Raw genomic sequence first — 16,178 nt, 5'->3', positions numbered from 1 at the left:
ATGCGTATAGGAATCATCGGTACTCGGGGAGTGCCCAACCACTATAGTGGCTTCGAACAGTGTGCAGAATTTTTATCCGTAGCTCTGGTTGAGAAAGGTCATCAGGTTACGGTGTATAATTCACATAACCACCTCCATCAGGAAAAGACCTTTAAAGGGGTAGACATCATTCACTGTTTCGACCCTGAGTACCGGGTTGGTACAGTGGGCCAATTCATTTATGATTTTAATTGTATTCTGGACTCCCGTAAACGGAATTTTGATATTATTCTTCAGCTTGGTTACAATAGTAATTCTATCTGGAATAAGTTGCTGCCACGCAACTCGGTTATCATCACCAATATGGATGGGTTGGAATGGAAGCGAACTAAATTTTCGCCAAGGGTGCAACGCTTCCTTCAACAGGCCGAATCCTGGGCCGCCCATACGAGCGATTATCTGGTTTCTGATTCTCGTGGTATTCAGGATTACCTGAAAGAAAAGTATAACAAGAATTCAACCTATATACCGTATGGTTCATATGTCTTTGATGAGCCAGCCCCCTCCGTTTTGACCGAGTATGGGCTGGCTCCCTATACATACAATATGCTCGTAGCCCGACTGGAGCCGGAGAACAGCATTGAATTGATTCTGGATGGCGTAGTAGCGGCTAAAGATAACACCCCGTTCTTGGTTGTCGGCAAGAACCACACGAAGTACGGTCAATTTCTGGAAGAAAAGTACAAAGCGCAGTCGAATATCCGGTTTATGGGGGGTATCTATGATATCAACAAGTTGAACAACGTTCGGTACTTTTCAAGCCTGTATTTCCATGGTCACACGGTTGGCGGAACCAACCCATCCCTGTTGGAAGCCATGGGTTCTGACTGCCTGATCTGTGCCCACAACAATGCATTTAATAAAGCCATACTAGGTAGTGATGCCTTTTACTTCAATAAACCAGCGGATGTTGCTTTGCAGTTGAAAACCGTAAGCAAGAAACAATACAGCCTGTTTGTTGATATAAATCGGCAAAAGGTACGCGACATTTATCATTGGCCAATCATTGTTGATCAATACGAAAGCTTGTTCATCTCATCGCTGGAGAACAGCAAAATAGCGCATCTGGAAGAAACTTTATTACTGAATTCGGCCAAACTGGTGTAAGCTTGTCCATTCATCCATTTTGTCTAAGTTCATGAAGTTTTTCAAATTCATTTACCAAGATCAGGTATCTAATCACCTTAATCCCAAAGGTAAAACTGTAATGTTGCTTTTTCGTATAGCTAATTACACTTCAATAAATAGAACTGCGAAGTATTTATTATATCCGTATTTATTCTTTTATAGAGGCTTAGTAGAATGGATTTTTGGGATTGAAATACCTTATCAGACTAGTATAGGTGAAGGGCTCACTCTTTATCATGGACAGGCCCTAGTAATAAATGCAGGCACTATTATAGGAAGAAATTGTATTATACGTCATTGTACAACCATAGGCAACAATGGTAGAGTCGAAGGTAGCCCCCACATTGGTGACAATGTTGAAATTGGATCTAATGTGTGTATTATCGGACCGATTACTATTGGCGACAATGTCGTTATTGGTGCTGGCTGCGTTCTTACTAAAAGCATTCCCAGTAATTCGATAGTAGTAGGGAATCCGGCACGGATTATTCAGCAAAAATGGGACTTGATGGAATCCTAAACATGGTTTTATTTAACTACTGATTTTTTAAATAGATGATGAGCTGCATGCATTTTTAGCAATTCATAAATTGGTACTTGACCCTTTTGACTGGACATTATGAACTATACGCACATTTTTTCCAGCCTATGTCGGCGTTATTTTATGTTGTTCATTATAGTTACGGCAGGAATTTCACTAGGTCTTTCCGTTCGGCCAGTTGTTGAGATGCAGCCTGAGCCAGCCATCAAGTTAGGGGCCTATTATTTCGACGGCTGGTCTGGCTTGACGAACAATCATCTGACAGAAGCCCTGGTCGATAGCTTTCCCGAGCGAAAACCTAGTTGGGGCTGGCTAACGAGCACACCGGACGTTATGCAAAAGCAGATTGATGCGGCTGCGGACGCGGGTATTTCATTTTTCAGCTTTTGCTGGTATTCGCCAAACAGCACGAAAACTACGTTTCGGACTGATCCGCTCAATCGTGCGCTGAAATTTTACCTGAAAGCGCCTAATAAGAAGCGGCTAAAGTTCTGTTTGATGGTTGCTAATCATCAGGGATTTACTGTTGGGCCAGCCGAGTGGGCTACTGTTTCTCAGGCATGGATCGACTTGTTTAAGCAGCCGCAATATGTGACCGTTAATGGCCGTCCTTTGTTGATTTTTTTCAGTGTCGGTTCGCTTGTAAAAGAATTTGGCACTTCACTTGCTATTCGGCAGGCGTTCGATAGCTTACGTACGGCTGCTCAGTCTCAAGGTTTGCCGGGTGTTACTATTGCCGCCTGCTTGTCGGGCAATGCGTCTGAAATGGCACAGGCTCAGCGATGTGGTTTCGATGTACTGACAGGTTATAATTACCATGATGCTGGTTTTAAGCAGAATAGTAAAGTTTTCCCCATAGACAGTTTACTGGCTGGAAGTCGCCGGGTCTGGAACCGCTTTGAAGCGGGTTCGCTACCTTACATTCCCGTTGCCACGCTCAATTGGGATCCACGTCCATGGGCATCCACCAGCCGCTCTTATGCACAGTCTTCCCGGTATACTGGCTATTCATCTGGTTCTGTCTACAAGGCGATACGGGACGCTCGCAAGTGGGTTAACACACATCCTGATAAAACACCAAAAGAGAAGCTTGTTTTAGCGTACGCCTGGAATGAGAATGGAGAAGGGGCCTGGCTTACGCCCTCGGTTAATCAGGCAGACAACCTGCTCAACGGCGTTCGTCGTGCTGTAAAACCTTAGCATATAAATGATCCCAATCTGAAACCCTATTGATTTCTCGTCGTCAGACCGCTACTAAAATGGGGTGACCTTAGGAAAATGGGGTGTTGCAGTATGCTTTCGTTTGGACCGGACCACGTAAGCCGCTATACGCTACCTATATGCGTACCGTATGTACACAAACTTCTTAAGTTTAAATTTATTTAACCGTTGATACTAGCATTCAGGCTAATGTTAATTTCGAGATTTTTAAAACTTTAACTTGTTTATTTTTTAAAGTTTTTGTTAACTAATATGACAATTATAAATAATAATTACCTTTATTTAATACTTAAATTAGCCCTATTTACATATTATTCTGCCAGTAAGTTAATAAAAAATTCTGTAGAATATTTGTCACTAGGTTGCCTAATACCTTACGTGTATACTACTAAAAATAGATAAAAATAATACAACTACTTAGTTTTACAATTCTTCTCTTTGAGCAAATTGTTGAATCTAAACAGATTTTAAGACGTGTTTATTCCTCTCTATTAATTTAACGCGAACTGTGAGATTTTTTGGCCGCGTAGCGACGGTCGGCCGTTGCCGTCAGCCAGATATAGTAGAAGACCTTTTAAGCTATTTGGCGTGCCGTAGGTAGGGAACCTTTGGCAATTGCGGGTTAACTACAATGTCTACAAATATTTTGTATCGATAACGCTTAATTAGCTGATAATCAGCGATAAAAATCTATCGATTATGTTATATTAGTGCTACACTTTAATTAAACTTAATGTATATTAATAAGACTTTTTAGTAGCAAAACATTTTTACGTATATAAAAATAGCACCTACCGAAAAAGGACGAATTCGTACCGAAAACCCAGTTGAAATTGCAGTTTATAGAATAAAATTAGACGGATCAGACGGATCAATGACTTTTGCCTTATAGCTAACCAATAAGGTAAAACGAACACTTGTCATGCGTCTAGTACTATTACTGTGTCTCTTCTTGTTAAAAGGATCAATTAGCCTGGGAGCGCCGAAGAACTGTACCATTAGCGGGCATGTCTACGAAGCAGGCACCTTCAAACCTATTAGCCACGCCAACGTATATATAATTGACAATCAAAAAGGTACTATCACAAATGATCAGGGATTCTTTACGGTTACAGTACCAGTCAAGACCAATCTAAAGGTTAGTTTCTCATCGGTCGGGTTCACTACGGTTGTAGAAACTATTGTCGCTTCAGAAGATACTAAAATCAGCATTACTTTACTCCCAGGTCAACTTTTAAACGAGCAAAAGGTACTGGCAAGCCGTGTCGCCCAGGCTGACGATGTGGAGATGGGAAAGCTTAGTCTGACCAGTACTCAGTTACAAAAAGTACCAGCCTTGTTTGGTGAGAAGGACCCGCTCAAAGTATTGCAATTGATGCCTGGTGTACAGAAGGGATCAGAAGGTAACGCTGGTTTGTATGTGCGGGGAGGCAGTCCGGATGGAAACCTGATTCTTCTGGACGAGGCACCTATTTACAACCCAAACCATTTGTTAGGCTTCTTTTCAGCCTTTAATGGCGATGTCCTGAAAAGAGTTGACTTGACCAAAGGTGGCTTCCCTGCCAAATTCGGTGGTCGGTTGTCATCAGTTATCGAATTAACAACCAAAGATGGTAGTTCAGACAAATTACATGGTGAAGGAAGTCTGGGTCTGGTAGCGTCAAGGCTTACGCTCCAGGGGCCCATAGCGCCTAAAGTCACTTTCCTGATTTCTGGTCGACGAACCTACTTGGATTTGGTAAGTGATCTTGCACAGATAAATAAATCGGACCAGCCTGTTACCAAGTCTTACTTCTACGACCTGAATGCCAAGCTTACCATTGATGGAGGAGCGAACGACAAATTTTACGTAAGCGGGTATAGTAGTAAAGACCAGTTTCTTAACGATCGTAAAACAGATACAACACCCATACGATCAGGCTTAAACTGGTCGAATATGGCGGGTAGTGCTCGATGGAACCACCGGTATACAGGCGGTACAACAACAAACCTGTCGTTGATTTTTAGCCAGTATGTTATGGGCGTTTCCGATCAGCAGTCGGCACCAACAATGGCGCAGGATTTACTATACACACTTCGTTACCAGTCGGCTATTCGCGATTTGGGTGCTAAGTATGACATCAACCAATACATTAATGAGCTGCATCAGTTAGGATTTGGTGTCCAGGTAACGCACCACCAGTTTACTCCTAAAGCATCAATTGAATCGACTCAGGATGCAGCACATCAATCGAGTTCACAAACGATAAATGCGCTGGAAGCAGGGGCCTATATAGAGCACTACTGGCGTCCAACTGATCGACTACAGATTCATAGCGGTATGCGTTTGAGTTACTATTCAACGCCAAATACAAGTTTAGTTACCGCTACCTCTTCACCCTCAAAAACTTATATCCGCCCGGAGCCACGCTTGTCAGCATCTTACAAACTAGCTCCAACAGTAGCGGTGAAAGGTTCTTATGCATTGATGAATCAATACGTTCATCTATTATCCAGTACCGGTATCGGTCTTTCTACTGATATATGGATGCCAACGGTCGGCCATATAAAACCTCAGCAGTCACAGCAAATCGCTCTGGGTCTTGCTAAGGATATACCTGCTTCAGGAATCACACTCACAGCTGAGGGATATTACAAGGAGATGAATAATCTACTCAGTTATCGGGAAGGAGCTAGTCTTTTAACAACTAACTCGCAGGGCGCTGTCGATGCTTCGCATTGGACCGATGAGGTAACAGATGGTCGCGGCTGGTCGTATGGTGCCGAATTGATGTTACAAAAACGATCAGGGCGTCTTTCTGGCTGGCTGGGTTACACCTTGTCCTGGACACAAAGTAAGTTTGCGGAATTGAACAATGGTAAGTTGTTCAGTCCCCGGTATGACCGTCGACACGATGCTTCAGTTGTTTTGATTTACGACCTCACTCCGTCTATTACGCTGGCTGGCACTTGGGTGTACGGTACGGGCAACTCGCTGACTATGCCTCTGTCACGTTATTCAGGATTTAGTAATAACGCGCAGGTAACGGCCTATCCCTCCTCTTCTGTCTTGTACGGGAGTGGACCAAATGTTAAAGAATATGGCGATCGGAATAGCTTCCGTGCCTCTCCTTACCATCGGCTTGATATCAGTCTTCAATTTAACAAGAGAAGGGGTAATTATGGGCGAACCTGGGAGATTAGCGCCTACAATGTATACAATCGTCGTAACGCCTTCATGTATTCTTTAGAAGGAAAAGACCAGGGAAAGGATAAGCCCTCTAAAACTGTGCTTTACAAATATTCTTTGTTCCCCATTGTCCCGTCTATCAGTTACATAGTCCGATTTTAAAGAACGATCAGTTGGCGCTATCGTTCGCAAATTCCGAATAAATCAATTCCTTAAGCCTATTTTGATAGTTATCATGAACCGGTTCCTCGTTTTAGCACTAACCTTTCTTGCTTCTTCCTGTTTGTTCACTTCCTGCCAAAATGCCCGGGAAGAAGTCCAGCCAGTTGAGCTGACAGCACAGTCTGGGCGCTTAGTTGTCGACTGTTTCATTTCACCACAAGACACGATGTTGACGGCTAAGGTTACCCGGTCCAGACCAGTCCTTGACAACAACCCTTTGAAAAATGTAGAAATCAAAGATGCGCTCGTCAAACTGACCAATGGCGATAAGACAGTCGTATTAGAATACGATGCTAAATTATATTATTATCGGATTAACGCTGGTAAACTGCCCATCCGTGCAGGTGCAACTTACACGTTAACTGTCCAAACACCTGACGGAAATCAGGTAATAGCAGTCAGCACTGTCCCACAGATGGTCCCTCTCAAATCGGTCAGGATGGACTCAAGTTTAACAAAAAAGGGTGATACAACAGATCAGAAACCTTTGTCTGTCATCTGCACCTGGCAGAATTCTATATCGACAACCGATCGCTATCAACTTCAAGGAGCCATCCAGGGGATTCTGTATGAATCACCAAAAACGGCTGCGTTTACCAAGTTGAGTACAATACCGTTCAACATGGCAGACAACAATTTAGGACTTATAAGCAGTAAGCCATCAGATAATCTATTATCGGCGTCGGCTTATGTATGGGATCAAACAAATGCAATTGCGATCAACAACAAATGCCGATCAATCGAAGTATTGGTTCATCTTTTACATGTTGATGAAGCCTACTACCGCTACCACAAAGCATTAGACCAGCAATTACAGGCAAGTACTAATCCATTTGCCGAACCAGTGTTGATTCCAAGCAATATCCAGGGTGGCTTGGGTTGCTTCGGATCTTATAACCGTTCATCAATAGCAACAAAACTAAAGTACAGTAAATGAATGTGTGCCATGCTTAGTTGAAACACCTTACGTCAACCACTAGTACTTCCAGCGTGTATAGTTTACCGGGCTGTTTTAATGGCTTTTCGAAGGCTAAGCCAGCCACCCACTGTATTTGTATATAGCTTACCCTGATCCAGTGCCAAGGCCGTTTGCAATTCTGTCCCACCTAACCAGCGCATTGGCCAGGTTACCCAAATCGATCCACTGAACTGGCCAACAGTTTGACCAAAAGGGTTACGAATCAGTCCGTGGTTGGAACTGTATGAAAGACGGGTCTGCACTTGTACTCCAGAGCGAAATACACCTGTACCACCAATGTGTATTACCTGGACTCGATTATTAATAATTGCTAGACTAGGCTTATATGGCCCTGTTGGCAAATCCCTCCACGCCTGACTTACATCACCTCGTGGACTTATAAAAGGAGTTCCAATAATTTGTCGCTGGGTAGTCCACCCATTGATGTATTGAAAATTATTGAAATAGTCATCAATGCCCTGTAGCTTGGGCCCCAGGACCAGACCCGATTGATTCATGGTTGTCAAACACTCGACAACGAATTGGTTGACATGAAACGCGGCAGCAGCGTCTACAGACTTACGCTTGAAGCGGAGGCCATAAAGCCCATCCGGGAAGTTCACGAACTTGAGCCCCGACTTGTCCTCAAAAGGATGCTGGTAATAGGTCAACACGTTCCAATGTGCCAATTCCATTTCAGCGCCCACATCCACCGAGCCCAGATGATTCCCAATCTGATTGATTCTGTCGAACTCCGAGTAAGTAGCATCCTCCTTGGGTTGTCTAGCCACAATGACCGACAAATAGTCTTTGAATGTGGAGGGCAGTTTGCCATTGACGGAAGTTCCCCTACCTAAAAACCTGGACTGTCCACCCCATTGAGCGTTATGCAGAAGGCCTGCGTAAAATTTTACCTTCCAGTTGGGTTTGCCAATTCGGCCATATACCGCTTTCTGGTGGAGATAAGATCCCTGAATAGAATCAGTATTTGGAAACCAGCCGTGGGCGAAAAAAGCATTGATTGAAATAACACCTCGGGTAAAACCAATGGGTCTAAACCCGTTGGTGCCGATCTGCACTTTTGTGATCGGCAGTGCATTACCCGACCAGGCGTAGAAACCAGACGATAGGGTAGAATCTCCGAGGCCAATAACCTCTTTTTTGCGACCCGCCCACAGGTTAAACCAGCCTCTGTTGATCGATACATACGCCTGAGGTACTATGACTGTTGGCCGCTTTCCGATAACACCGACGACATCTACACCATAACTTATCCCACGGTCAGGATGAAGAGCTGTTGTAAACTGTCCGGTTGTTCCTGCCTGTAATAAACCTGTAGAACCGGTACGGGGCACAGTACCATACTGATTAGCATACAGCCAGAACGGCGTCCGATTACCCGACGAAGCTATTCCGGTTAGTCTAAAATCGTATACGGCACTATGACGGTTTGCTGTTCCTGATGAATCCGGATTGGTCTGAGCGCCAACTTCGCTCAGTAGCATAGTGCCTACGGCGAGTGCAATTAATCGTATAAACATAAGGATACACAAAGGGTCACTTTACAGCACCGACCAAAATATTGTTATCCAAATGTAATTATTGGTAACGAAACAACCTGTTATTCGTATAAAATTAAACTATCATACCTAAACATACTTGGATAATCACAATCTATTCGACTGTAAGGTAACAAATAGAAAACAGTCTAGGCAGTTCGTGCAGCTCAGAAACGGTACATACCTACATCTGGTTGCCTTACAACAGCGACTCATTCAAAAGCGGCTGCTTTCTTAGCAAGTCATAATCAGTAGATGAAAAGAGAGCACTCAGCGCTGTCAGATCATTCGGCCGATGGAGGTCGCTCCCGACGAAGTCAACCCAGCCTTTTTTTAACATCAGACGAGCCTGCGCCTGAGCCCGGTCGCCATAGCGACCTGTTAACGATGCCCAGTTTAGCTGAAACAAACAACCCATTTCGTGCAGGTGTTCCAGCGGGGATGGGTCGTCGTAGTAATAGCTGTATCGTTCGGGGTGAGCCAACACCGGTGTATACCCCCGGGTCTGTAGTCTAAAGATAATATCGTCTACCTGGTGCGGGGCTGCGGCCCATCCCAGCTCGAAGAGCAGGTATTTGGCCGAACCGAACGTTAGCAGGTCGTCTGCCTCTAATAAAGCGGGAAAAAACTCATCGAGCAGGTATTCGGCGGCTATCTCAACGGTCAATTGGAGACCGTTATCCGTAGCAAGAGCCTGTAGCGTAATCTGTTCGGCCCGCAGCTGGGCTGATTCATTGGGGTACCAATCCCGGCTGATATGGGGCGTAGTAATTACCTTTTTTATACCCCAATCGGCTAATTGCTTCAGGCACACCAGAGCCTGATCAGTTGTGTTCACACCATCATCTACATCAGGGATAAGATGTGAATGCATGTCGACCCGCCAAAAGCAGGGCTCAGCCTCATTCAGCGTAGATGGTAAAGAATGAGAAGTAATTGCTTGTCGAATTGTTTGCCAAAAACTCATAGTCACTGTAAGTGATTACCAATCTTAATTGGTACACCTTTATGCTCAAAGCTACTATACTTTTTTAGAAAAAGCGCTATAAATATAATCCGAGCGAACAAGTAGACAAATTATGAACGACATTTACTATTTGTTACTATTATTACACATAATAATCATTTTGTTGTCCCATGACGATTTTATTAACGGGCGCAGCTGGTTTCATCGGGTCACATCTAACGGAGCAGTTACTGGCAGTTGGGCATCAGGTTATAGGCCTGGACAACTTCGACGATCAATACGATCCCTACCGAAAGTACGATAATATACATGCCTTTGCCGAACATCCTCGCTTTGAGCTCATCAAGGGTGATATCCGAGACCAGGCACTGGTTAGTGATCTGCTCAAGCGCCACGCCTGCGATACAGTTGTCCATTTGGCTGCCCGTACAGGTGTGCGAACATCCGTCACCGAGCCGGCACGCTGCCTGGATGTAAACGTAAATGGGACGTTATCACTATTAGAGGCTATGCGTGTCACCAACGTAGGGCGTCTGGTAATGGCCTCGTCCTCCTCCGTATATGGCAATTCGAATAATGTTCCATTCCGGGAAGACGACAGTGCCAATCAACCTTTGTCTCCCTATGCGATGTCTAAACGATCGGGGGAGTTACTGGCTTATACCTACCACCACTTATACGGTTTCGATATTGCCTGCCTCCGTTTTTTTACAGTCTATGGCCCTCGCCAGCGTCCCGAAATGGCTATTAGCCGATTTACGGAACAACTCATCAACGAACAGCCTATTACACTCTTCGGCGATGGAACAACAGCCCGCAACTATACCTATATTCATGATACGGTTATGGGTATTTTGCGCGCTATATATTGTCTGAGCGGCTACAATCTGCTTAACGTTGGTGGGCCAACCTCGGTTACGCTGCACGAACTGGTGCAATTGATTGAAAGAGCCGTAGGCCATAAAGCGACAATTGACTGGCAACCTGCTCAGCCTGGTGATGTAGTGCTCACGTGTGCAGATCTGTCCCTTGCAGCTGAGCGCATTGGGTATCGGCCAACGGTTTCGATAGATGAAGGCATAAACCGCTTTGTACGCTGGTACAAGCAGGATCTAGCAAAAAACGAAACTCATATATGAATAAAATAGTATACATGAATTTAATGTTTCCTGCTCATACTAACTGAAATATGCACAGAATTGAACGGCATTTTGTTTGTCATGGCTCCGGCCACCCGGTCCGATTCATGACAAACTACTTATAAGAAATAATACAATCTAATTCTGAGTAATTACTCAAAAAAAGCTCAGGCAATTAAGCTACTATATATTTATACATGACCTTGTGGATCAATCTAGCTTCGAATTAATTCAATTGTTATCTATCAATTTTCTTCATGTGATATGAATGCAACGCTCATTAAATACGAAAAAGGGCCTCACCGCACCGTAAATACCAATAAAATAAGACAAGTAATTATACGTATACTGACCTTATCAGATGGGAATATTTTCTAACGGATCAAGCGGAACTTAACTGCTATCTAATATGGACCTATTTTTATATTTTACTATGAAAAAGTCAAAAATAACTACTTATTCCATTAACTATCCTATATATACAAAAAACGTTGAATATTTACTAAAAATGAAATAACAACACCTCTATGTTTCCTATTAGGGGCTATATTTACATGATTTTTCGCTTTTGAACAAAGTCAAACGATCATTCATGGATATAGTAGTGCTGACTGAATTATTACACGATAAAGGGTGGCAGAGTAGTGCAAGAGATAATAAACACTACTTGCTTAAAGCTATAGATAAACCCCGTTCTGCTTCATTTATTGTTCCTGCCTGTGCTTCTGAACTGATTCCTCCAGGTACGCTGAATGCCATACTACAGTTAGCATACGCCCGAAAAGAAACACATACCTGGGCATCATTTGTCAAGAATACAAAAAACATTGCCGTTATTCTGGAGAAGCAAAGCGATCGCTTATGGGGTCGAATCGAACTTCCAGGGCTCCTGCTTGTTACACAAGGTTGCACAGAAGACTGCATCTCTAACGTTCTTAGATCGCTACTGATAGACTTTTTAATTGACGAAGCCTTCCCTTACAGCGCAGAAGTTTCCTCCCTACCATTCCTTCCTTTGTATGATACGACAGCTGTCTGGAACCTGATTAAGCAGTTAAAGGCCGCTCATATTGCAGAAGAAATAGGAGTCGACATGGAGCTTGTCGGCCAATTTATGACAGGAACTACTTACCCCTGTCCTGAAGTAGCCAGTCGTTTGGAGAAATCGATCCAGGACCTTGGGCGTCAATTAATGGAAATATCGATCCGATAAGCTCCCTTCTGTTCTCGTGCGCTAGGCCGGTATTCAACAGTTCTATTCGGCGTGAACAGTCGGGACAAGCGCTTCTTTCCGCTCGGTATTAAACCCTTTTTTATAAGCTTTACGAATCTCATACGGTTTCTTGCCCTGTGACTCAAAATGAGTTCTCAGTTGTAATTCGGTCATTATACCGAATGCCAGTAGTTGCAAGCCACCTACGGCAAGTATTAAACCGGCAATCAGCAGAGAAACGAGTTGCGCCCTATTCACTAGTAACATCCCCCCAAACAAGAATAGACTTGTTATAATCATCAAAACACCGGTAGTGCCAAACAGGTGCATCGGTTTGGTCCGGTATTTTTTAAGGAATATCAGTAATAAAAGGTCACTGACAACCCGAAGCGTCCGGCTCAACCCATATTTGGAATGACCAATCTGACGTGCCCGGTGGTTGACCGGCAACTGAGCCATCCGAGCCCCTTCCATATGAGCCATAACCAGTATAAACCGGTGTAGTTCGCCATATAGGTTGAGGCTCTTGGCCATACTGGCACGGAATACTTTGAGGCCGCATCCCAAATCCCGTAATGGCATTCCCGTAGCCCACCGAATGAGGGCATTAGCCAGGTTGCTGGGTAGCTTGCGTAAAAGGTAACCGTCCTGCCGATCAGATCGTAAACCAGCAACAAGATCCAGTTCATTGGCATCGCAATGCTTCAGCAACCGCATAATATCAGCGGGGTCATTTTGTTGATCGCCATCGAGGGTTACTACATAGGCTCCCCGCGCCAGGTCAATTCCTGCGGCCAGTGCCAGACTCTGCCCATAGTTTTTCTTCAGATCGAGTACTATCAGATTTGAATCATCGATCCCTCGCAGTTCAGCCAGCGTATTATCGGTTGAGCCGTCATTCACATAAATCAACTCGTAGCGAATCTCCTGCATTGCCTGGCGTATCTGAGCGACCAGGGGCGCACCATTGCCCGCTTCATTGTAGACGCAAACGATTATGGATACGTCGGGAAGAGCGTGAACAGGTATTGTGTCTATCGCTGTGTTTACCATCATACAGCCGGTCAAGGGTGAAATTGAACTACGTAGGCAGGGTGTCGGTCAAAAAGAAGGACCTCCTGAATAACCTCATACTGTTCGCCAGCCAGACTAGCTGAATCAGCAATATAAAAAACGCCGGGTAACTTCCGGTTGGTTTTGCGAAGGATATCACCACGCAAGGCCGTTATATGGAATGAACTAACATCGGTAGCCTGATCATTGCCAATGGTCTTCCGATAGCCATAGAGTGGTCTGCCTATTGTTCGGCGGGCAGCTTGCTCAGCGCTATTTTTATACAACTCCCGGCTCACCAGGCGCCCTGGCAATACCAACCAGTTGAATCCCAAACGGACAACCACCATCACCGCCAGCATCAGGCCCAGCCTATTATGTGATGATTGATATTGTTGCCAGGCAAGGATAAACAGCAGCCCTGAAATAAGTAGCGTTTTCCAGATTACTCCGGGAATGATACGGGTGGTGGGATAAAAAATAGTTACCCAGCAGCCGAGGGCAACAGTCAGGGTCAAGGCCAGCCAGATACGTTCAACCCACCACCGGGAACGATTGGCGGGAGACGTCTTTTCGTAATACAGGTAAGCAAGAACAGTAAATAGCATCGGCACCAAACCTATCAGATACCGGCCGTATACCTGAGGAGATGACCAGTAAATCAATACGTTGGTGCTAAACGCCAGTGCATTAAAGGAAATAAACGGATTCTCTTTCAAGGTATGCCAAAGACCCCGTCGTAACAGGAGCACAATCAATAATAGGTAAGGAACGAAATGGTAGAAGACCTCGAACGGAAATGTGATCAGGTGTACTAACGTTTTCACCAGACCAAATTGAAGTCCCGTTCTCTTCGCGCTTTCGTTGAAGAGAACACCGGCAACTTCACTCACCGGGATGGCATTTTGGGTAAAATAAGCCCAGTAATAGCTTCCGGTAATTAATAAAAAAGTGCAAATGCCAAGCAGATGAGCGGGATGAAAAAGCCGACGAATTTGGCCTGTATAGAGGAACCACCCAACAAGTGTGATTCCTTGAAAAGCTAGGGGAGGAAGCCCCTTGAGCATAAATCCTACGGCTGTCAGACCATACGTAGTTACGTATAAAAGTGTGTATTGTCGTTTGCGATCAAAATGAAATACCAGCATCATGGCTGTGTAAACAATCCACGAGAAAGTAATTTCAATCAGTCCCAGTAGCGAATCATACAATAAAACCCGTCCGTTGGTAAGCAGCATCAACGCTACCGCAAATCCTATTGCCGAAGAAACATAACGCCGTACAAAATAGAATATGGTTCCACCAAACAACAGCAATGAAACCATCATTGGAAATCGTAATGCCAGAGAGGAGTAAGTACCGAACAGGCTGTAGGAACCAGCGATTATCCAATTGTAAAGCGGAGGTTTATTAAAATAGCGTTCACCATTGAGGGTAGGCGTTATATAATCACCTGATAGCATCATCTCTAAGGCAACCAGCGCCCGGCGAGGCTCATCCGAGCGCGTATCAAGCGGCAAATAGCCAAGATGTGACACTAGTACAGTCAACAAGCCCGCTACAAGTACCAACGACCAGATCGGCGGAAAGAGCGTTGTATCTGAAGTGGTAACCAACGAAGGTAGCTGATGAGTTTTATCTAAGTTATTCACGAAAGCGTAGCTGATATAGTAGAAAAACTCTCTCGCTCGATTGATATACCTACTATTCTATAACCTCCATAGTGGGCAGGGGGGCATAAACCAGCTCTTTTGTAATCGATGTCAATGGCAGTTCATTCATACACTTAAAATTGCCGACTGGACATTGATTCGAACCTATTTTGGAGCAAGGTCGACAGGACAATCCCTTTGCTTCCAGTACTACGAAGGACGTTCTATAGGGGTACATACCCAGTCGGGGCGTCGTATTACCCCAGAGTGAATATACCTTCTTGGTAAATGCAGCTGCTATATGCATCAAGGCAGTATCATGACTAAATACCACCTTTGCCTGTTGCAACAAAGATGCTGATTGGCCCAACGAATATTGACCGGCACCATTGTATACCAAATGCTTACCAACGGCAGTCATAACGCTATTCCCAACCTCTTCATCTTCTTCACCGCCTAATAAGACAACCGGGTAGTTTAACTTTCTGCAAAGCTCAATCATTCGTAACGTCGGTAGTCGCTTCGTTGCATACTGACCGCCAATAGCATAGGCAATATACCCTGCCCGGTGGGTGTCAGGAAGCTGAAGCATGCTGACAATGTCATCAGGAGCTATAAAATAATCCAGGCCCAGGCCATCATCTTTTACGCCTAAAAAAGAAACAGTCTGTAAATACCGGGTAACAATATGCCGGTCTGGTATGACATCTACCTTGAATTTGACATACAACCACTTTTGCCAATTCAATTTATCTACGCAAGACGACCGAATGCCTAAATAAGCTCGTATGAGCGCTGTCCTTAGATTATTATGAAGATCAATGACGTAGTCATACTCTTCGGCATGTAGCTTATCGATCAAGTTGTAAACACTGGAATCAAGAAAATGAAACTTGTCGATATAAGGGTTGTCACGTAATACATGCTCATATCTACGCTTTGTGCAGAAATGGAGATCAACACCGGGTAGCTGTTGTTTCAAGCATCGCAGGACGGGTGTTGTCAGAACGATATCACCAATCGAGGAAAAGCGCAGAACCAGTATTTTTGTTGTCTTGTTCATACTATATCCCTTTATGCAAATCTACCACATAATTAAGGATATGTATTAAGACTAAACAATAACACTAAGGAGATAATATTACACATTATTAGGAATTCTGCTAATAATGCGGACGATTTCTAGACTGATCTACTTGTTTGTAAAAGTTTATAAACGCGAAAAGCCGTCCATCTCTCGATGAACGGCTCTCTCTTCGCTTCTTGTGTCAACAGGTGGCACCTTCCTACTCTCCCGCCTTTGACGGCAGTACCATC

General features: G+C 44.3%; 12 protein-coding genes. 7 read left to right on the top strand and 5 right to left on the bottom strand.

Features of this window, described 5'->3' with window-relative positions; translation table 11 throughout:
- The 5 genes from FH603_RS17195 to FH603_RS17175 all read left to right on the top strand — a co-directional run bounded on the left by FH603_RS17195 (position 1) and on the right by FH603_RS17175 (position 7,257).
- Positions 1–1,146: a DUF1972 domain-containing protein gene (locus FH603_RS17195; protein ID WP_186738822.1), complete on the top strand. Its 1,146-nt coding sequence runs from the start codon at positions 1–3 to the stop codon at positions 1,144–1,146.
- Between the two features lie 31 nt (positions 1,147–1,177).
- Entirely contained in the window at positions 1,178–1,687 is a 510-nt protein-coding gene (locus FH603_RS17190) for a serine acetyltransferase (RefSeq protein ID WP_186738821.1), read from the top strand.
- Positions 1,688–1,786: 99 nt separating this feature from the next.
- A complete protein-coding gene (locus FH603_RS17185; RefSeq protein WP_342355218.1) occupies positions 1,787–2,908 on the top strand; it encodes a glycoside hydrolase family 99-like domain-containing protein in 1,122 nt (373 codons plus the stop codon).
- A 943-nt stretch (positions 2,909–3,851) separates the two neighbouring features.
- Positions 3,852–6,260: a TonB-dependent receptor gene (locus FH603_RS17180; RefSeq protein WP_186738819.1), complete on the top strand. Its 2,409-nt coding sequence runs from the start codon at positions 3,852–3,854 to the stop codon at positions 6,258–6,260.
- 73 nt (positions 6,261–6,333) lie between these two features.
- Complete coding sequence (locus FH603_RS17175) at positions 6,334–7,257, top strand: DUF4249 domain-containing protein (protein WP_186738818.1); 924 nt, start codon at positions 6,334–6,336, stop codon at positions 7,255–7,257.
- 62 nt (positions 7,258–7,319) lie between these two features.
- On the opposite strand, the gene FH603_RS17170 is transcribed toward FH603_RS17175, so the two are convergent.
- Both FH603_RS17170 and FH603_RS17165 read right to left on the bottom strand, forming a co-directional pair.
- Positions 7,320–8,819, bottom strand: a complete 1,500-nt coding sequence (locus FH603_RS17170) for a capsule assembly Wzi family protein (protein WP_222439557.1) — start codon at positions 8,817–8,819, stop codon at positions 7,320–7,322.
- 217 nt (positions 8,820–9,036) lie between these two features.
- Positions 9,037–9,711, bottom strand: coding sequence for a tyrosine-protein phosphatase (locus tag FH603_RS17165; protein WP_235985495.1), 675 nt, complete (start codon positions 9,709–9,711; stop codon positions 9,037–9,039).
- A gap of 263 nt (positions 9,712–9,974) precedes the next feature.
- Here FH603_RS17165 and FH603_RS17160 point away from each other — a divergent pair, with 263 nt between their 5' ends.
- Both FH603_RS17160 and FH603_RS17155 read left to right on the top strand, forming a co-directional pair.
- Positions 9,975–10,943 (top strand): GDP-mannose 4,6-dehydratase, encoded by a 969-nt coding sequence (locus FH603_RS17160; protein WP_186738815.1) that lies wholly within the window; start codon positions 9,975–9,977, stop codon positions 10,941–10,943.
- A gap of 592 nt (positions 10,944–11,535) precedes the next feature.
- On the top strand, positions 11,536–12,156 hold the full coding sequence (locus tag FH603_RS17155) for a hypothetical protein (RefSeq protein WP_186738814.1): 621 nt from the start codon (positions 11,536–11,538) through the stop codon (positions 12,154–12,156).
- A gap of 42 nt (positions 12,157–12,198) precedes the next feature.
- Here the strand turns inward: FH603_RS17155 and FH603_RS17150 are convergent, their stop codons facing one another.
- The 3 genes from FH603_RS17150 to FH603_RS17140 are packed head-to-tail and all read right to left on the bottom strand — an operon-like array spanning position 12,199 to position 15,924.
- The gene (locus FH603_RS17150; protein ID WP_235985496.1) at positions 12,199–13,212 is read right to left on the bottom strand and encodes a glycosyltransferase family 2 protein; all 1,014 of its coding nucleotides are present in this window, start codon (positions 13,210–13,212) and stop codon (positions 12,199–12,201) included.
- Positions 13,213–13,220: 8 nt separating this feature from the next.
- Entirely contained in the window at positions 13,221–14,861 is a 1,641-nt protein-coding gene (locus FH603_RS17145; RefSeq protein ID WP_235985497.1) for an ArnT family glycosyltransferase, read from the bottom strand.
- Between the two features lie 52 nt (positions 14,862–14,913).
- Positions 14,914–15,924: a glycosyltransferase family 9 protein gene (locus FH603_RS17140; RefSeq protein ID WP_186738813.1), complete on the bottom strand. Its 1,011-nt coding sequence runs from the start codon at positions 15,922–15,924 to the stop codon at positions 14,914–14,916.
- Positions 15,925–16,178 lie beyond the last annotated feature (254 nt).

The organism is Spirosoma utsteinense (assembly GCF_014282275.1).
GTDB classification, from domain to species: Bacteria; Bacteroidota; Bacteroidia; order Cytophagales; family Spirosomataceae; genus Spirosoma; species Spirosoma utsteinense.
This window is presented reverse-complemented; position numbering and strand designations above follow the sequence as displayed.